Annotated in this window: 16 protein-coding genes; 1 reads left to right on the forward strand and 15 read right to left on the reverse strand. The window is 30.9% G+C overall.

From position 1 onward, the window contains the following. Nucleotides 1–109 precede the first annotated feature (109 nt). From M2214_RS13900 to M2214_RS13960, 13 genes are all read right to left on the reverse strand, one after another. Nucleotides 110–700: a hypothetical protein gene (locus tag M2214_RS13900; protein ID WP_248479856.1), complete on the reverse strand. Its 591-nt coding sequence runs from the start codon at nucleotides 698–700 to the stop codon at nucleotides 110–112. A gap of 69 nt (nucleotides 701–769) precedes the next feature. Beyond that, complete coding sequence (locus tag M2214_RS13905; protein WP_330651504.1) at nucleotides 770–2383, reverse strand: peptide ABC transporter substrate-binding protein; 1614 nt, start codon at nucleotides 2381–2383, stop codon at nucleotides 770–772. A gap of 117 nt (nucleotides 2384–2500) precedes the next feature. Next, nucleotides 2501–3481: an ABC transporter ATP-binding protein gene (locus M2214_RS13910; protein WP_248479860.1), complete on the reverse strand. Its 981-nt coding sequence runs from the start codon at nucleotides 3479–3481 to the stop codon at nucleotides 2501–2503. Nucleotides 3482–3483: 2 nt separating this feature from the next. Then, nucleotides 3484–4506: an ABC transporter ATP-binding protein gene (locus M2214_RS13915; RefSeq protein ID WP_248479862.1), complete on the reverse strand. Its 1023-nt coding sequence runs from the start codon at nucleotides 4504–4506 to the stop codon at nucleotides 3484–3486. A gap of 15 nt (nucleotides 4507–4521) precedes the next feature. Beyond that, entirely contained in the window at nucleotides 4522–5445 is a 924-nt protein-coding gene (locus M2214_RS13920; RefSeq protein ID WP_248479864.1) for an ABC transporter permease, read from the reverse strand. A 13-nt stretch (nucleotides 5446–5458) separates the two neighbouring features. Next, a complete protein-coding gene (locus tag M2214_RS13925) occupies nucleotides 5459–6379 on the reverse strand; it encodes an ABC transporter permease (protein ID WP_248479866.1) in 921 nt (306 codons plus the stop codon). A 323-nt stretch (nucleotides 6380–6702) separates the two neighbouring features. Beyond that, nucleotides 6703–8133, reverse strand: a complete 1431-nt coding sequence (gatB, locus tag M2214_RS13930; protein WP_248479876.1) for an Asp-tRNA(Asn)/Glu-tRNA(Gln) amidotransferase subunit GatB — start codon at nucleotides 8131–8133, stop codon at nucleotides 6703–6705. A gap of 14 nt (nucleotides 8134–8147) precedes the next feature. After that, nucleotides 8148–9614 carry an Asp-tRNA(Asn)/Glu-tRNA(Gln) amidotransferase subunit GatA gene (gene gatA, locus M2214_RS13935; protein WP_456300427.1) on the reverse strand — a complete coding sequence of 489 codons (1467 nt, stop codon included), beginning with the start codon at nucleotides 9612–9614 and terminating at the stop codon, nucleotides 8148–8150. A 6-nt stretch (nucleotides 9615–9620) separates the two neighbouring features. Next, nucleotides 9621–9905: an Asp-tRNA(Asn)/Glu-tRNA(Gln) amidotransferase subunit GatC gene (gene gatC, locus M2214_RS13940; RefSeq protein ID WP_248479880.1), complete on the reverse strand. Its 285-nt coding sequence runs from the start codon at nucleotides 9903–9905 to the stop codon at nucleotides 9621–9623. A gap of 114 nt (nucleotides 9906–10019) precedes the next feature. Beyond that, the gene (gene ligA, locus M2214_RS13945; protein WP_248479882.1) at nucleotides 10020–12044 is read right to left on the reverse strand and encodes an NAD-dependent DNA ligase LigA; all 2025 of its coding nucleotides are present in this window, start codon (nucleotides 12042–12044) and stop codon (nucleotides 10020–10022) included. 775 nt (nucleotides 12045–12819) lie between these two features. Further along, complete coding sequence (locus tag M2214_RS13950; protein ID WP_248479884.1) at nucleotides 12820–13122, reverse strand: MTH1187 family thiamine-binding protein; 303 nt, start codon at nucleotides 13120–13122, stop codon at nucleotides 12820–12822. Between the two features lie 89 nt (nucleotides 13123–13211). After that, the gene (locus M2214_RS13955) at nucleotides 13212–15206 is read right to left on the reverse strand and encodes a methyl-accepting chemotaxis protein (protein ID WP_248479887.1); all 1995 of its coding nucleotides are present in this window, start codon (nucleotides 15204–15206) and stop codon (nucleotides 13212–13214) included. 137 nt (nucleotides 15207–15343) lie between these two features. Further along, a complete protein-coding gene (locus M2214_RS13960; protein ID WP_330651505.1) occupies nucleotides 15344–16285 on the reverse strand; it encodes a phosphoglycerate dehydrogenase in 942 nt (313 codons plus the stop codon). A 182-nt stretch (nucleotides 16286–16467) separates the two neighbouring features. Between M2214_RS13960 and M2214_RS13965 the strand changes: the two genes are divergently transcribed. Then, nucleotides 16468–17397, forward strand: a complete 930-nt coding sequence (locus tag M2214_RS13965) for a hypothetical protein (RefSeq protein WP_248479889.1) — start codon at nucleotides 16468–16470, stop codon at nucleotides 17395–17397. 84 nt (nucleotides 17398–17481) lie between these two features. Here the strand turns inward: M2214_RS13965 and M2214_RS18335 are convergent, their stop codons facing one another. Together M2214_RS18335 and M2214_RS18340 are read right to left on the reverse strand one after the other, a co-directional pair. Continuing rightward, nucleotides 17482–18855 carry a nucleoside recognition domain-containing protein gene (locus M2214_RS18335; protein ID WP_330651506.1) on the reverse strand — a complete coding sequence of 458 codons (1374 nt, stop codon included), beginning with the start codon at nucleotides 18853–18855 and terminating at the stop codon, nucleotides 17482–17484. Nucleotides 18856–18858: 3 nt separating this feature from the next. Continuing rightward, on the reverse strand, nucleotides 18859–19629 hold the full coding sequence (locus M2214_RS18340; protein WP_330651507.1) for a FeoB small GTPase domain-containing protein: 771 nt from the start codon (nucleotides 19627–19629) through the stop codon (nucleotides 18859–18861). Nucleotides 19630–19639 lie beyond the last annotated feature (10 nt).

Here is a 19639-nt window from a genome sequence, read left to right on the forward strand (position 1 = left end):
GGATATTCAATAAGATGTAATACCTAGTTTTATTAAAAATATTTAACACATTCGCGGTATTTTAGGTCCCTTTATTTTGAGTTTAAGTATATGAATTTGTTTATTGACTTTATATAGTAAAATATTTTCTAAACTCATCAAGAGAAAACGCATTATGATCCGAATAAATCTTTATAACTTCTATATCCTCTTTAGGTATATTATCGGCTATTAATATCTCAGCATCATAACATTCACTCAAATCCCTTCTTACCTTTAAATTATCTTTAAAACTCAAAGATGTATCCCAATATCTTGTAATAACGTCTTTAGCCTTAGTATCTAAATACTTTTTACAGTATTCAAATCCTTTTATATCTTTCAACGCGAATGGTTCATATATTTCATTTGCTAAGTTTTCATTTGCAATCCAGCACTTATCCTCATTTATTTTTAACGATAAAAGAGCACTATGAGAATGAAAATAGTGGTCTTTACTAAAATTAAGACTTGCAAATATAGATTTTTTCCTATCAACCCAACTAGGAATTTTATCTGTTTTTAATTCCTCTATATAATCGTGAAATCCCTTGTATTTAGTTATATAAGTTATCTTATCATCATATGATATCCCATTTTCTATAACGTATCCTAGGTCTTTTAAAGATACCACATGATAAACTCTTTTTGTCTTAGTATAATCATCAAATAAAAACTCCATAATATCCTCCTTTGATTCTTTGCAAAAAAATAAGAAAGTATCTCTACTCTCTTATTTTTTACTAAATTATTATTCTATATTCGCACTATCAAAGTATACTTGACCAAATGGAGATACTGTAACACCTTTGATATTCTCTTTTAATAACTCTGGATTTGTATAGTAGTAAATTGGAATTACTATATTTTCGTCCATAACCATATCTTCTGCTTGGTGAAGCATCTTATATCTTTGATCTAAATCTTGAGTCTTCTTAATATCAGTTATAAGCTTATCAAACTCAGGGTTTTTCCATTGTGGATGGTTGTTTCCACTTGTAGATATGAACATATCTAAGAATGTCATAGGCTCTAAGTAATCTCCTATCCATCCATCTCTAGCTATTTGGAAGTTTCCTTGAGTTCTAGTTTCTTGGAATACCTTCCACTCTTGATTTTGAAGATTAACGTTTATATTTAAGTTCTTTTTCCACATTTCTTGAACAGCTTCAGCTATTGCCTTGTGATTTTCATTAGTATTATAGTATACAGTAGTTTCTGGGAATCCTTCTCCATTTGGATATCCAGCTTCAGCTAATAATTTTTGAGCTTTTTCAACTTGAGCCTCTGGTGTTATACCATAATCTTTAGCATTTTCTGTAAAATCTTTTCCATCAGGTCCTTTCATTCCCTCTGGTACAAATGTTTTAGCTGGCTTTTGTCCAGCTTTTACAACAACTGTAGTTATAAGATTTCTATCTATAGCTAGTGATAGAGCTTCTCTAACCTTAGGATCATTAGTAGGCTCTTTAGTTACGTTAAGAGCATAGTAATATATCCCAATGTACGGATGTATTTTAAAGCTCGGATCATTATTTTCTCTAAGCTGTGGTATTTGAGGTTCTGGAACTTCATCTGCTCCATCTATTTCTCCTGATTCGAATGCTTGGAAAGCTGTTGTAGCTTCAGTTATCATAGTAAATTCAACACCATCAAGCTTTACTCTATCTGCATCATAGTAATTATCATTTTTAACTATTTCTACAACATTATTTCTTTCCCATTTAGTCATCTTAAATGGTCCATTGAAAGGTACATTTTCTGGAGTTATAGGCCATGCTTCTGGATTTTTCTCAACTATATCCTTTCTAACTGGGAAGTAAGTTGGGAAAGCTGTTAATTCTAAGAAGTATGGAGTTGGGGCTATAAGTGTAACTTCTAAAGTCTTTTCATCTAAAGCCTTAACAGCTACATCATCGATGCTAGCTTTATTTGCATTAAACTCATTCCCATTTTGGATATAGTATAATTGATATGCATATTCAGCTGCTGTCTTTGGATCTAAAGCTCTTTTCCAAGCATACTCGAAATCTTGAGCTGTAACTTTTTGTCCATCAGACCAATTAGCATCTCTTAAATGGAATGTATAAGTTAAATTATCGTCAGATACATCATATGACTCTGCCATACCTGGTATAGGCTTATTATTTTCATCAAGTCTCATAAGTCCTTCATAACAGTTTACTAATATAGTAGACCCTTGAACCTCTGCGTTTAAAGCAGGGTCTAGTGTCTTAGGATCTGATCCTAAATTATACTTTACTGTTTTCTTTGCTTCACCGGCCTGTTCAGTTCCTCCGCCACATCCAGCTAAAGTTCCTAATGCCAGTACAAGTATCATCATAAATGATAAAACTTTTTTCAAATGAATCCCTCCCTTTAATATTTTCATTGTATTAAAATATAAAATACATAGTTAATATATATTCTATATATTTTAATCAAACCCTCTTTATTTTTTCAATATTCTAAATATTTTGTTTTATTCGTATAAGTGACACGCCGTACTATGTCCACTAGATACTTCTTTAAGTATCGGTTCAACCTCAGCACACTTTGGCATAGCATACTTACATCTAGTTCTAAATCTGCATCCTGATGGAGGATTAAGCGGACTCGGAACATCCCCTTCAAGAACTATTCTATTACTTTCTTTTGCTGCATTAGGGTCTGGATGTGGTATTGCAGAAAGTAGCGCCTTAGTATAAGGATGAGCTGGATTATTGTATAACTCATCACTTTCTGCTATCTCAACTAATTTCCCTAAATACATAACACCTATTCTATTAGATATATATTTAACCATTGATAAATCATGAGCTATAAACAGATATGTAAGTCCAAGTTCGTTTTGTAAATCTTCTAGCATATTTACAACCTGCGCTTGTATAGACACATCTAGCGCAGATATAGGTTCATCTGCTATTATAAATTCTGGTTCTACAGCTAAAGCTCTAGCTATTCCTATACGCTGTCTTTGACCTCCTGAGAATTCATGAGGATATCTCGCAGCGTGGTCTGGATTAAGACCAACCTTGTCTAATAGGTGGTGTACTCTTTCAAGCTTTTCTTTTCCACTACACATATTGTGTATGTCAAAAGGCTCTCCTATAATATCTCCAACAGTCATACGTGTATTGAGAGAAGCGTATGGATCTTGGAATATCATCTGTATTTTTTTTCTATATGGCTTTAATTCTTTTTGAGAAAGGTTTGCTATATCCTTTCCCCCGAACATTATTTTTCCAGACGTTGGATCATAAAGTCTTATTATAGTTCTTCCTGTTGTAGACTTACCACAACCAGATTCTCCAACAAGACCTAAAGTTTCTCCTTTTCTTATGTGAAAACTTACATCATCAACTGCTTTTACGTATTGAGTTTCTCTAGTTATAAATCCCTTTTTTATAGGAAAGTATTTTTTTAGATTCTGTACATCTAATAGAATTTCATTTTTATTCATGTCTATTTACCCTCCTTTAGGTTTTTATTTATAGCATCTACCTTAGGAGCATCTTTGTGAAGTAACCAACACATAGATCTGTGATCTTCTTTCACATAAGTATATTCAGGCATTTTGTCTATACATATCTTCATTGCGTATTCACATCTTGCTGCAAATGGACATCCTTTAGGAGGCTTTAATAAATCCGGAGGTGATCCAGGTATTGGAATCAATCTTTCTTTATCTTCTTTGTCCGCAAGTTTTGGTATAGATTTTAAAAGTCCAAGTGTATATGGGTGCTTAGGGTTGTAGAATATATCTTCAGATTTACCCTCTTCTAATATTATTCCTCCGTACATAACTATTATTCTTGAACATACGTCTGCAACTACACCAAGATCGTGTGTTATAAGTATTATAGATGTATCTAGCTTATCTTTTAAATCCTTCATAAGTTCAAGTATCTGTGCTTGAATAGTAACATCCAGTGCAGTTGTTGGTTCATCTGCTATAAGAAGTTGAGGTTCGCATGAAAGAGCCATAGCAATCATAGCTCTTTGTCTCATCCCCCCTGAAAACTCATGTGGATATTGATCTATTCTTTTTTCAGGGCTAGGTATACCGACAATATTTAGCATATCTATAGCTTTTTTTCTAGCATCAGACTTAGATATTTTTTGATGCTTAACTATAGCTTCAATTATTTGATCCCCAACAGTATAAACAGGATTTAGGGAAGTCATAGGATCTTGGAATATCATCGCTATGTCGTTTCCTCTTATACTCTGCATTTCCTTATCACTTTTCTCTATTAGATTTTCACCATTGAAAATTATATCTCCACCAACTATTTTTCCTGGATGTTGAAGCAACCTCATAATAGACATAGATGTTACTGACTTTCCACTACCAGATTCTCCAACTATTCCTAATGCTTCTCCTTTATCTAAATGAAAACTTACCCCTCTTATAGCCTTTACTTCTCCTACATGAGTAAAAAAGGAAGTTCTCAGTTCTTTTAGTTCAAGTAAATGGTCTTTCATATATTTCTCCTCCTTTTATTTACGCATACGTGGATCTAGTGCATCTCTTAATCCATCCCCTAAGAAATTGAATCCTAACATAGTAACTGATATAGCAAGCGATGGGAAGAATAACTGATATGGATATAAACTTAAAGTTGCTAATGCATCATTAGCAAGTACTCCCCAAGATGCCATAGGAGCTGAAACACCAAGACCGATAAACGATAAGAATGCCTCAGTAAATATGGCACTTGGTATTGACATTGTCATAGTTATTATTATAGGTCCCATAGCGTTAGGTATTAAGTGCATAATAAGTATTCTAAAGTCGCCAGCTCCAAGTGTTTTTGCAGCTAGTACATATTCTTGTTCTTTTAAAGAAAGTATTTGACCTCTAACTATTCTAGCCATATTAATCCAATAAACAGATCCTAAAGCGACTAGTATGGCCTTAAGGCCCGTTCCCATAACTACCATAAGAAGTATAACGTATAATGTAAGTGGAATAGTGTATAATATATCTACTATTCTCATCATTATATTATCTACTCTACCTCCAAAATATCCTGCAATTCCTCCGTAAAGTACTCCTATTACAAGATTTATTATAGATGCTACAATTCCTACTGTTAAAGAAATTCTAGCCCCATATAATACTCTAACATATAAGTCTCTACCATGAGAATCTGTACCAAACCAATGTTCAGCACTCGGTGCTTGGTTTGCATTTAATAAGTTTTGATCTGAATAAGAATATTTAGCAAACATAGGTCCAAATGTAGCTACTAATAGTAAGAATATCAAGAATACTAAAGATCCCATAGCTACTTTATTATTCTTCAAACGTCTCCATACATCCTGCCAATACGTCATAGAGGGTCTTAATATTTTTTCAGAATCTCTATCCTCTTGGCTCAGCGGTTTCCATAAATTTTTATCTATATTAAGCTTTTCCATTAATCACTCCCCCTTAGTCATCGTATTTTATTCTAGGATCTATTAATCCATAAAGTAAGTCTACTACAAGTATCATTCCAACTAAGAATACAGCATAAAAGATTGTAACTCCCATTATAAGAGTGTAGTCTCTATTAGTTATACTCTCAACAAACGATCTACCAAGCCCTGGTACAGCAAATATCTTTTCTATAACGAAAGATCCTGTTAAAAGTCCTGCTGCAAGAGGACCTATGTAAGTAACTATAGGTATCAAAGCATTTTTAAGAGCGTGTTTAAATATTACTACTCCTTCGCTCAATCCCTTAGCTCTAGCAGTTCTTATATAATCTTGCGATACAACCTCAAGCATACTAGATCTTGTAAGTCTAGCTATAAACGCAAAAGAATAAGATGCAAGCGCAATACTTGGCATTATCATATGTCTAAACGTTCCCCATCTAGCTGCAGGTAATACATGCAATTTAACTGCAAATACGTATATCATCAATGTGGCTATAACGAAGCTCGGTATGGTGACTCCCAGTATGGCAATAAACATTACTCCACTATCTACCCATGTTCCTTGCTTTAATGCCGCTATAACTCCAAGCGGAACTCCTATTAATAATATTATAGCTATAGCTATAACTCCCAATTGAGCCGATGCTGGGAATGTTTGTGCTATTATGTGATTTACAGTCTCACCTTTAATTTGATAAGACGGACCTAAATCTCCCTTTAAGATGTTTTTAAGATAAGTTGTGTACTGAACAAATACAGGTTCATTTAAATGATATTTTTCATTAAGTGCTGCTTCTATTTCTGGAGGTAACTTTTTCTCACCTGTAAAAGGGCCTCCCGGAATAGTATGCATAAGTACGAAAGTAATAGTTATGATAAAAAATAAGGTTATCAGCATTGATATTAACCTTTTAACAATATAACGACCCACAATATCACTCCTTTATTATCAGATTATTTTTACATATGATTTTTTTTTTGCGATAATTTCATTTTTATATATATTATATTATTTTACCGTTTAATGCAAGAACTGTTTTCTTCCAGTTTCATTCATTTTTCAACATTCTTTAAAAAATTTCACTTTTATACAGTACGTAGACATGTGTATTTTTGCATAATCACGATTCCATATTCTTTTTTTCTGAAAAATATCGTTTTCTCGACAATTTATATTTCTAATTTAACTTTCACTATATTATTAAAAAATTTTCCTAATTTTATATAAAAAAATAAGAGTGGGAATTCCCACTCTTACATATCTTTCATAATATCTATTATTAATTTGTTCACCACCTGAGGATTCGCTTTACCTTTACTAGCTTTCATAACTTGGCCTACTAAGAATCCTAATGCTCTATCTTTTCCGTTCTTATAATCTTCAACAGATTGAAGATTATTGTTTAATATATCTACTACTATTTCTTTTATAGCCCCTTCATCTTGTATTTGAACAAGACCTTTTTCTTTTATTATATCCTCTGGTTTCTTTCCTGTTTCAAACATTTCTCTAAACACCTTTTTACCAGCATTATTGTTTATCTTTCCATCAGATATAACCTTTAATAAATATACAAAATCATCTTTACTAAACTTCACATCATCAAGTGTTATTCCTTCGTCATTAACTCTTCTTAATAACTCAGTCATAATCCAATTACTGATCATCTTAGCATCGCTAAAATTAGATACCATATCTTCAAAATAACTTGAAATTTCCTTAGAAGTAGTAAGTACCTTGGCATCATATTCAGGAAGAGAGTACTCTTTGATAAATCTCTTTCTCTTATCATCAGGAAGTTCTGGTAAATTACTCTTTATTACGTCTATATACTCTTCAGTAAGATTTATGTCTACAACATCTGGCTCTGGGAAGTATCTATAATCTTGAACACTTTCTTTGCTTCTCATAGATATAGTCTTATTTTGAGAATCATCCCAACGTCTTGTCTCACGTACTGTATTTTCTCCGTTTGCAAGAAGTTCATTGTGTCTTACAACTTCATATTCCATAGCCTTTAAAGCTGCTTTAAACGAATTTAAATTTTTAAGTTCTACTATATTCGACTTTCTTCCATCTTCTTTTATTACATTTACATTTACATCACATCTTAAAGAACCTTGCTCCATCTTTACATCAGAAACATGTGTGAATAATAATACCTCTTTTAATTTTTCTAAGAATTGATAAGCCTCTTGAGGAGAGTTCATATCTGGTCTAGAAACTATTTCAATAAGTGGAACTCCACTTCTATTATAATCAAGAAGAGTATCTCCACTTGCATCATGAAGAGATTTACCAGTATCCTCTTCTATATGTATTCTCTCTATTCCTATTTTTTTAAGAGATCCATCTTCAGCCTCTACCTCTATATATCCATCCGAGCAAAGAGGTATATCATATTGAGATATTTGGTAAGCCTTTGTAAGGTCTGGATAAAAATAATTCTTTCTGTCCATTTTAGTGTTTCTAGCTATTTTACAATTAAAGCTAAGTCCAGCAGTAATAGCAAAATCTAAAACCCTTTCATTTAAAACAGGTAAAGATCCAGGAAGACCTAAGCATACTGGACAACAGTTAGTATTTACATCTGATCCAAATTCATTTTTGCATCCACAAAATATTTTTGTGTTAGTTAAAAGTTCTGCATGTATTTCAAGTCCTATTAAAATTTTATCACCCATTGTTTCACCTCCAATTACAGTTTCGCTCTTTGATCTTTAAATTCCGTTACACTTTCAAATGCATGAGCTACCTTAAGCATAGTAGATTCATCAAAGTAATTTCCTATTATTTGCATTCCTATCGGAAGACCATCTTTAAATCCGCATGGAATAGACATTCCAGGAATACCAGCAAGACAAGATGGAATAGTACACGCATCTTCCATATACATAGCCATAGGATCAGATGTCTTCTCACCTATATTAAAAGCTACATTCGGAGCCGTAGGAGCTATTATAACATCTACATCTTCAAATGCATCTACAAAGTCTTGCTTTATCAAAGTTCTAACCTTTAAAGCTTTTTTATAATAAGCATCATAATAACCAGCACTTAAAGCATAAGTACCTATCATTATTCTTCTCTTGACTTCATCTCCAAAGCCCTCAGTTCTAGTTTTAGTATATAATTCTTCTAAAGATTCATACCCTTCTGCTCTATAACCATATCTTATACCATCAAATCTAGCAAGGTTAGAACTAGCTTCGCTAGGTGCTAATACATAGTAAGTAGCTATAGCTGAGTCAGTATGAGGAAGTGATACTTCCTTAACAGTTGCTCCCAACTCTTTTAATTTTTCTACACCATCTAAAACTGCCTTTTTGACATCTGGATCTATTCCTTCTACAAAATATTCTTTAGGAATACCTATTTTTATATCGCTAACATCTTTATCTAAGTATTTCTCATAATCTGCCACTTCAACCTCTGAGCTAGTTCCATCCATCTTATCTTTTCCAGCTAGTTCTCTTAATACAATAGCACAATCTGTTACATCCTTTGTAAATATCCCAACTTGGTCAAGAGATGAACCAAACGCTATAAGTCCATATCTAGATATTCTTCCATATGTAGGTCTAAGTCCAACAAGTCCAGTAAGAGCTGCTGGTTGTTTTACAGATCCCCCTGTATCTGATCCAAGCGCATAAAAAGCCTGTCCAGCCGCTACTGCTGCTGCAGAACCTCCAGATGATCCTCCCGGAACCTTTTTTAAATCCCAAGGGTTTTTAGTCTTTTTAAAAGATGAATTTTCTGTAGATGATCCCATGGCAAACTCGTCCATATTAGTTTTACCAACCATTACTGCTCCAGCATCATTAAGCTTTTTTACAACTGTTGCATCATATGGAGGTATAAAATTTTCAAGCATCTTAGATGCACAAGTCGTTTTAACTCCATCTGTACATATGTTATCTTTTACAGCCATCGGAATACCAGCAAGAACCGATATCTCTTCTCCAGCTTTTATTTTTTCATCTATCTCCTTAGCTCTATTTAAAGCTTCTTCTTCTGTTATAGTTATATAAGAATCAACCTTTGGCTCAACCTCTTTTATTCTATCTAGAATACTTTGAGTAAGCTCAAGAGCTGTTATTTCTTGTTTTTTTATTTTTTCACTTACTTCTTTTAGCGTCATTTCATAAAGTTTCAATAGGTTCACTCCTTTCTAATCTAATACTTTCGGTACTTTAAAACATCCCATTTCTTTTTCTGGAGCATTTTGAAGTACCTTTTTAACTTCTAAAGATTCTTTCACTTCATCTTTTCTTAATTGGTTAACAAGATTTATAGGGTTATAAGTTATATCAGTATTTTCAGTGTCTACACCCTGAAGTTTTTCTATATAACTTAGTATGTCTCCCATCTTTTTTGATACAGTTTCAAATTCGTCTTCCTTGATTTCAAGTCTAGACAGTTTGGCTACATGCTTCACAGTATCCTTATCTAACATATTTTCACTCCTTTTTATTCATAAAACAAAATCTTTCATCTAAATGAAGATTCTGTTAAATTCCATATTCATTATTAAAATTATACCTTTTTTTAATCAAATAATCTAGCTTAGTTACTCTATATCTAGATGTTTTAAAACTTCTTCTTTTGAGGATAGATTTATTATTTCATCAAATGTATTCTCATCTATAACCTTTATTCCAAGAGAGTTTGCTTTATCAAGCTTAGAGCCTGCATCCCTTCCAGCAAACACTACATGCGTTGATTTACTTACACTTCCAGTTACTTTTCCACCGAATTTTTCTATTATTTCTTTAACATCATTTCTCTTATATTTTTCAAGTGTTCCCGTTAAAACAATCTTCATTCCTTCAAATATTTTAACTTCATTGCTCTCCGTTTTTAATGATTTAAGGTTGACATCTACTGCTTTAAATTTTTCTATAAGCTCTAGATTCTTATCATTATTGAAGAAATCTACTACACTTTCAGCCATAACCTCTCCAAATTCTTCAAGATTAATTAAATCTTCTTTCTCAGCTTCTATTATTTTGTATACATCGTCAAAATTACTTGCAAGTATTTTAGCACCTTTGCTTCCTATGTACTTTATTCCAAGGCCAAATACCAACCTCGACAAATCATTTTCTTTAGACTTTTGTATAGCTTCTATTAAATTTTGTGAAGACTTTTCTCCCATTCTCTCAAGAGGAACTAGATCTTCTTTTTTCAAATAGTAAATATCAGCTATGTCCTTTATTAAATTTTCTTTCAGTAAAAGAGCTACTATACGTTCTCCTAAACCATCTATATTCATAGCATTTCTTGATACAAAATGTATTATTCCTCGTCTTATTTGAGCAGGACAAGATATATTGGTACACTTAACAGCAGCTTCTCCATCCAATCTACTAGTTTCAAAACCACACTCCGGACATTCATCCGGCATTTCAAACTCTATTTGAGTACCATCTCTTTCATCTTTAACTACTTCTACAACTTCAGGTATTATATCCCCTGCTTTTTGTATTATAACCGTATCTTTGATTTTAATATCCTTTTGTTTTATGTAATCTTCATTATGAAGAGTTGCTCTTGATACAATAGATCCTGCAATTTGTACAGGCTCAAGTAAAGCTGTCGGCGTAAGATTTCCTGTTCTTCCAACCTGAATTATTATATCTAATACTTTAGTCTTCTTCTTTTCAGCAGGGAATTTATAAGCTATTGCCCAACGAGGGCTTTTAGTTGTATTACCAAGAATATCTCTTTGCTTTAAATCATTAACCTTTATAACCATACCATCTATATCGAATTTCAGTTCATCTCTATGATCTGTCCAATAATTTATAAACTCTATAACTTCTTGTATATTCTTACATATTTTATAATTAGGACTAACCTTAAATCCTAAATTTTTCAAACACTCCAAGCTTTCACTATGCGTTTTAAATTTATCTTCATCTATTCCTTCAAGATTAAATATAAACATATCTAAATGTCTCTTTGCAGCAATCTTAGAATCAAGCTGTCTTAATGAACCAGCTGCTGCATTTCTAGGATTTGCAAATAAATTCATACCATTTTCTTCTTGGTAGTCGTTAAGCTTTTGAAATTTATCCTTTGGTATAAATACTTCTCCTCTTACCTGTAGATTTGAATTTTCATTAATTCTCATAGGTATGCTTTTTACAGTTTTTAAATTGTTAGTTACATCTTCTCCTACTTGTCCATCTCCACGAGTTGCACCTATTTTTAATGCTCCATTTTCATAAGTTATAACGGCTGATAATCCATCTATCTTAAATTCTACTACATACTCAACATCACTATTTACTATACCCTTTATCCTATTATCAAAATCTATCAAATCATTCTCTGAAAATGCATTAGAAAGGCTTAACATGGGAGTTTTATGTACTACTTGTTTAAATTTATCAAGTGCAACTCCACCTACCCTTTGAGTTGGAGAATCCTCTTTTTTATATTCAGGATGTTTATTTTCTATATCCATAAGTTCTTTCATCAACATATCATAATCATAATCATCAATCTCAGGATCATCCTCAACATAGTATTTATGATTATGATAATTTATAATTTGAGTAAGTTCTTCGACTCTTTTCTTAATATCCATACCTCATCACCTTTCACAAAAAATTCGTCTAGTCGCTACGCACTGACTCATGTCGCCAACGATCCCTACAGGCTCCGTTCTCAAAATTCACGTGCGTTCATGGCGCCAACAAGTCTCACGACTCTGTTGCTTAAAAATAGTTGCAAGTTTCGTTCTTCAATCAATGTTATCCCTAAGTTGAAAGTCATATAGTTTCCTTAATCGTAAAAACTTATATCATCAACCTCATTCATCATACTGTTAATGATACCCATGAATAGAAATTATATAATTTTATTTAAAATAAATAAAGAATTTATTTTTAAAACTTTAAAATTGCTTTTGTGGGTTATCAAAACTATATATGAAAATACCGTGAATACAACACTATTTTGAATACAACTAAGCTTTCATCTTATTAATAACCCTAAAATTTACGAACTCCCTACGGTTAAACACGTAAATTTTTTAACGGATTATTAAACGCTAAAAACTAAGTTATATTAGTCAAAATATCTAAAAGCATTCACTAATATTTTCATATATAGTTTTCTACAATTAATACCTACATTGTAAAATTGACCCTACCTCGATAAAAAGTAAAAGAAAAATTTTATTATTAAATCTATTTAAAAATTTAAGAACTACATTTAAAAAACCAATGGGATTAAAATATTTAATGCATGATCGGTATTTTGATCCCATTGATTTTGGATTAAGAACATAAATCTGTTCATTTTATGCAATCATGCAATTTAGTTGTCGATAAAAAAATATATCCTAAATGAAGGATATATTATTTTAATTTACTCTCAACAGATTCTATTTTTTGTTTCATAGTTCCAACTTTATCTCTTCTGTCATCTATCTTAATGCTAGTCGAAACTCTCATCGCTCCATTTTCAAATACACTCTCATGCATTTGTTTTATAGTGTTGAGTATTAAATCTAAATCTCCCTCTATTATTGTGCCCATAGGAGTTAACATATGCTTTAAACCCTTTTCTCTTTCAAGTACCTTATGTACATCAGCTACATATGAGCTAAGACTCGTACTCTCACTTCCAAGCGGAACTATAGTAACTTCAACAAGTGCCATAAAAAATACCTCCTTATCAAAATTTCACTCTATATTATATCATAATTTAACCCTTAGCATCTAAATAATACTAAGGGTTAATATACTATCTAAATATTGAATTTTGATATTTGACTATTTAACTTTAACGAAAGTTCATTAAGATTTTGTGCACTTTTTGCAACCTCTTCAACAGCCATAGACTGTTGTTGAACAGAAGCTGTTACTTCTTCAGAACCTGCTGCTGTTTCCTCTGATACTGCAGATATATTTTCTATGGATTCTACAATCAAATCTTTATCATTTGTTATATCATTTATATGCTCACTTACTGCTTCAATACTAATAGTAATAGCAGCTATAGAATCTGATATATTATCAAATGCATTGTTTACATCTTCAACAGATTGAGTTTGATTAAAAGATACCTCTTTTACTTCTTTCATAATATCAACAGTATTAGCACTTTCTTTTTGAATAGCATCTACTATTTCCTTTATCTCACTAGTAGCTTTACCCGATCCTTCTGCAAGCTTCCTTATTTCATCAGCTACCACTGCAAATCCTCTTCCAGCTTCACCAGCACGAGCAGCTTCAATAGATGCATTAAGAGCTAATAGATTAGTTTGTTCTGCTATAGATTTTATAGTAGATAGTATATCCTCTATATCGTTTGATTTATTATTAAGTTGATTTATAGCATATTCTACTTTAGATATCGAATCATTATTTAAATTGTTACTTTGCTTTAATTCACTTACTGATTTTATACCGAGTTCATTTACATCCGATATTTGAGCAGTAGTTTCCAACATATTCTTGCTATTGTCGTCTAATTCTATAAATTTCTGATTAAGTCTTGATATAAGATTAACTCCCTCTTCAGCATCCTGAGCTTGATTAGTAGCTCCATGTGCTATTTCTTCAACAGTTCTTGATATTTCCTCTGCAGATGCACTAGTTTCTTCTGATATAGCTGCTAAATTAGTAGATGCATCAGAAACTTCTTTGCTAACTTCACTGGCATCAACTAAAAGCATCTTAACATTTTCTATCATTTCATTGAAATTTCGTGCCAATATTCCTATCTCATCACTAGATTCCACCTTACTTTTAACTGTAAAATCTCCATTTTTAACCTTTTGCATATCTTCAACTATAGTTTTTATAGGATTCGTTATTCTATGTGTGAATGCATATCCTATTATAGATGCTGTTAATATAGCAATAAGTCCAATCATAATAGAAAATTTATTTATATCATTAACTTCCTTATCCACTTCATCTAAATATGTAGACGAAACTACATTCCATTCTAAACCAGGTATTTTATTTAATACAGATAACTTTTCATATTGTTTCCCATTTTCTTCCCAATTATAATATGCTACATCAGAGTTATTATTTAAAGCATCTTGAATTTCTTTAACTTGTATTTTCTCTCCTATAAGGTCTTCATTTTTATGTATTATAAACTTACCTTCTGAATCTAGTATGTACGGATATCCTTTTTCCCCTATTTTTATAGAACTTATCTCATTATTCAACTCTTTTATAGGTAAGTCAACACCTATAACCCCTACAAATTTATTTTCAAGATTATATACAGGAACAGAGTATGTAACTACAAGACCACCAACAATAACATCTTCATATACCTTTGTCATATTTTCAGATTGTTTTTCTTTTACATCTTTATACCAACCTCTTTCTCTAGGGTCATAACCATCTGACAACTCTGTATCTGGATAAATGATCATCTTACCTTCTTCAGTTCCCATAAATAATTGTAATGCTTCTGGATTACTTTCTTTATATGCTTTTAATAAATCTACCAAATACGGCTCATGACTTGGATCTTCAACAATATCCTTGAAATTGATATTTTGACCTAATAATTTAGCACCTCTTGCAAATTTAGAAAAATAATTTTCAATTGAATACTGTATTTGATTATTTAATTCTTTAGTTCTGCTCACAAAACTTTCATCAATTATTTTTTTAGTTTTCATGTTTGTAGTAATTCCCAAAACTAAAATAGGTAATATTATAAGTGCCAAAATAAGAGATATCAACTTTGTTTTCATTCCAATTTTCTTTTTCATAAGTCCGCCTCCACCTTTTTAAATGTTTTTCAAAATGAAATTTTATACTTTTTTTCAAATAATTTGTTTATTTATGAAAATTTTATCATTCTAAGTATTTAACTGTCAAATTTTCGCGAAAAAGGGAAATCAAAAATTTAATATCCCTTTTTTAAATTTACTAAATTCATCAGTTCTTCATCATTTTTAAATCTCTTCAAATTTTCATATATTACTTCAAACCTTCTATTATTTCTATTTTCTGATATCCAACAATTGTGAGGAGTCAATATAACATTGTCTAAATCCCAAAGAGGACTTTCCTTAGATAAAGGTTCTTGTTCAAATACATCAAGGGCTACACCTAAAAATTTTCCTTTTTTTATCTCATCTACCAAATCTAATTCGTTTATTATACTTCCTCTTGCTATATTTATAAGAACACAGTTATCCTTCATCTTATTTATGACTTTTGCATCTATCAAATGATGAGTTTTTTTAGTGTATGGTATAGATACAATAACAACATCACATTTTGATAAAAATTCATCCATATCATCAATCGAAAAGCATTTATCAAAATATTCTACATCTCTTCCACTCGTATTAAGTCCTTGGATATTAACACCAAATCCTTGAAGCCTTTTAGCAGCTTCAATAGCTATTGTTCCAGTTCCTATAAATCCTACATTTTTATTATATAATTCTAACAATTTAGTATTTATCTTCCAAACCTTATTGTCTTGATTCTTATAGAAATATAAACTATTCTTATATATTTCAAGTATTTTGAGTATTATCCACTCTCCAATAGGTATGCTATACCCGCCTCTATTATTAGATAATATAATATTGTTTCTTTTTATGTAATCAATAGGAGCTTGATCTATTCCTATGCTTGATAACTGAATTAGTTTTAGTTTTGTAAATTGTTCCATATCGATTTTTTCAAAAGGATTATAGCAAACAAGAGCATCTATATCATTTATGTTTTCATTGTTAAAAATTTCTTTTTCATTCATATATACAATTTCATACCCCAATTCCTTAATCTTATTCATCTCTTCTTCTCCATAATTATAAGTAAATAATACTTTCACTTTAATCATCTCCTTATATAAAATTTATATAAATTTAAAAAGATTCTACATTGAAAATCTTTAAATTAAAAACTTTTTTATTTTTTTTAAAATTAGGTACCCAAATTCTAGTTTGTTACCGTATACTATGTATGTTTTAAAAATTTGTCGAAATTTATCTTTAATATCTAGAGGAGGTATTTATGCTTAAGTCAAAACACAACAAACGTACTATCTTATTAATAACTTTTATATTAATAATATCGTCAGTATCTATCGTCTTTTTTACAAAGTCTAATATTGATATGACATTTAAAAAGATATTATTAATTTATTCAACGTTTCTTATAGGTCTTAATGTATTGTTATTTTCTATACTAAAAAGTTCTTTTAAAAGTAAAAAAGATACGAATGAATCTATCGATGATTTAGAGGATACTGATTCAAAAGATATTTCAACTTCTAATTTAAAAGCGAAATCTATTAACAAGAAAGAAAGCAAGTTAAGTTCTAGCGCAAATATATTAACTCAGTCGAATAAAAACATAAATTCTCTTTATACCAAAATAAAGGAATTATCTAAATTCAATAATAATATAAAAACTTATTCTAAAGAGAATTCTATAAAAGTTAACAAACTCCTTGAGTCAGATTATGCCATAAAGCAATCAGTTAATGCTATTGATGCAAAAACAAAAGAAATAACTTCTATGGTAATTCAACTTGGAGATATTATAAGTGAATTAGATTCTTCAATTGACCATTTAAATAATCTCATTTATGATATGTCTACTGAAAATAATTCTAACAAAAAAGACGATGATTCTAATAACAAGTTAAAGGAAATTAGAGATGTATCTAATAATATAAAAAATTCTTCAAAAGAGCTTATAGACCTTATATACAAAGTTAAATACGAGGTTTATAATTTATCTACAATAAATCAAACAGCTGTTAATGTACTCGATAAAAAGGATAATGTAAATGAAGAGTACCTCGAATGTTTTGATAGTATACTAGGAGAGGTATCCAATATAATGGCTAACTTATTAGATCTTTATAAAATTGCAGATAATAACCTTGATATAAGGAATACCTTATTAAAAAAATCAAATCTTATACCTAATACATAGAACTGAAAATGAAGCTTATTGAAATATTAACCAAGTAGCGTTATTTCAATAAGCTTCATTTTTTATCTAAACATCCTAGTTTCTTTATAATAAAACACTTATCTGCTTTGTTATGAAGCATACTATTACTGCTATCACCGTTGGAATAAGCGCAGATATTACCGCCCACTTATGACTTCCACTTTCTTTTTTTATAGTAATTAAAGTTGTTGCACAAGGAAAGTGAAGCAGTGAAAATAGCATAACATTAAGTGCAGTAATAAATGTCCATCCATTTTGTATAAATAAATTTTTCATACTGCTTAATGTATCAAGTTCAAGCATAGCACCTTTTGACATGTACGCCATTATCAGTATAGGTATTACTATTTCATTAGCTGGAAGTCCTAATATAAATGCCATTAGTATAAATCCATCAAGTCCTATCAATTGTGCAAATGGATCTAAAATTTTCGCACCATGGCTTAATATACTTGCATCCCCTATCATTGTATTAGCAAGTATCCATATTACAATACCAGCAGGTGCTGCTACTGCCATTGCTCTTAATAATACGAATATTGTTCTATCTATTATAGATGTATATATTACTCTAAGTATCTGAGGTCTTCTATAAGGTGGTAATTCTAATGTAAATGAAGATGGAACTCCCTTAAGTAAAGTTTTACTAAGTCCCCAAGATACTATTAATGTCATTATTATCCCAACAAGTACTAATGCTGCAATAAAGAATGATGCCACTAAGCTTTGGTACCTACTTGCAAAATACCCACCTACAAATATAGATGCTATAGCTATCAGGGTTGGAAACCTTCCATTACATGGCACAAAGTTATTTGTAATCATAGCTATTAGTCTTTCTCTTGGAGATTCTATTATTCTACAAGCTATAATCCCAGCTGCGTTACATCCAAATCCCATACTCATTGTAAGTGATTGTTTTCCATGTGCTCCTGCTTTTTTAAATAATCTATCTAAGTTAAATGCAACTCTAGGCAAGTATCCTAAATCTTCAAGAAGCGTGAAACACGGAAAAAATATTGCCATAGGAGGAAGCATAACAGCTACAACCCACGCTACAGTTCTATACATACCAAGAACTAGCATCCCATATAGCCATTTAGGCGCATTGAGTGATATGAATATATCTGTTAATCTTTCTTCTATTGCAAATAAAAAATTGGCTATAACAGCAGATGGATAATTAGCTCCGACTATAGTCACCCAAAATACCAATCCTAACAATAAAAACATTATAGGATATCCAGTAATTTTAGATGTAAGTATATTATCTATTTTTTTATCTATATCTATTTTTGATTGATCTTTATTTACTACTTTATCAGATAATTGTTTTGCATTTTCGTATATATTAAAAACCATATGATCTCTTACATTCTGTTTTTCTTCTTCGCTGTATTTATTTATTAATATAGATAATTTTTCTATATCCTGCATGATTTAGTCCACCTCTTTTCCTGTATATATATATTTGTTCAAAGAATTAATTATTGAAGTATCTCCTTCTAATATTCTAAGAGCAACCCATCTTAAATCAATTTCATTTCCCAATATATTATCTAATTTTGGAATTAAATTTTCTATTTTTTCTTCTATAAAATCTGAGTATTTTATCTTTTTTGGAGTACATTTTACTTTGTTAAGACTTACATCGTAAACTTTATCAACAAGTTCATTTAATCCTTCTTTTTTTCTTGCACACGTTCCAATTACAGGTATACCTAATTCTTCTTCTAATTTTTCAATATCTATATATATACCTTTTCTTTTTGCCTCATCTAATAAATTCAAACATAAAACTGCATTATCAGTAATCTCCATAACTTGAAATAAAAGATTTAAATTTCTTTCAAAGCATGTGGCATCAGCAACTACTATTGTTGCATGAGGTTTTCCAAAACATATAAAATCTCTAGCTACTTCCTCTTCAACTGAATTTGCTAAAAGTGAATAAGTCCCTGGTAAATCAACTAGTGTAAATGTCTTATCTTTATAAGTATAATCTCCACTAGCATTAGCCACAGTCTTTCCAGGCCAATTACCTGTATGTTGCTTAAGTCCAGTTAAAGCATTAAACACTGTGCTTTTCCCTACATTTGGATTTCCTGCAAGAGCTATAACAAAGGATTCTTTTGAATCTACTTTTATATCAAAATCCTCTATTTTATTTTTATATTCGCACTTATTGCAATTATCACAGCTGCATCCCATAGAATTCCCT

Origin of the sequence: Tepidibacter aestuarii (genome assembly GCF_934924865.1) — a bacterium.
GTDB lineage: Bacteria > Bacillota > Clostridia > Peptostreptococcales > Peptostreptococcaceae > Tepidibacter_A > Tepidibacter_A aestuarii.

Coding starts and splice junctions, on each gene's coding strand:
- M2214_RS18335 (WP_330651506.1), bottom strand. CDS start 18,855: ATGCAGGATATAGAAAAATTATCTATATTAATAAATAAATACAGCGAA.
- M2214_RS18340 (WP_330651507.1), bottom strand. CDS start 19,629: ATGGGATGCAGCTGTGATAATTGCAATAAGTGCGAATATAAAAATAAA.
- M2214_RS13910 (WP_248479860.1), bottom strand. CDS start 3,481: ATGAATAAAAATGAAATTCTATTAGATGTACAGAATCTAAAAAAATAC.
- M2214_RS13915 (WP_248479862.1), bottom strand. CDS start 4,506: ATGAAAGACCATTTACTTGAACTAAAAGAACTGAGAACTTCCTTTTTT.
- M2214_RS13955 (WP_248479887.1), bottom strand. CDS start 15,206: ATGAAAAAGAAAATTGGAATGAAAACAAAGTTGATATCTCTTATTTTG.
- M2214_RS13900 (WP_248479856.1), bottom strand. CDS start 700: ATGGAGTTTTTATTTGATGATTATACTAAGACAAAAAGAGTTTATCAT.
- gatC (WP_248479880.1), bottom strand. CDS start 9,905: ATGTTAGATAAGGATACTGTGAAGCATGTAGCCAAACTGTCTAGACTT.
- gatB (WP_248479876.1), bottom strand. CDS start 8,133: ATGGGTGATAAAATTTTAATAGGACTTGAAATACATGCAGAACTTTTA.
- M2214_RS13965 (WP_248479889.1), top strand. CDS start 16,468: ATGCTTAAGTCAAAACACAACAAACGTACTATCTTATTAATAACTTTT.
- ligA (WP_248479882.1), bottom strand. CDS start 12,044: ATGGATATTAAGAAAAGAGTCGAAGAACTTACTCAAATTATAAATTAT.
- M2214_RS13950 (WP_248479884.1), bottom strand. CDS start 13,122: ATGGCACTTGTTGAAGTTACTATAGTTCCGCTTGGAAGTGAGAGTACG.
- M2214_RS13920 (WP_248479864.1), bottom strand. CDS start 5,445: ATGGAAAAGCTTAATATAGATAAAAATTTATGGAAACCGCTGAGCCAA.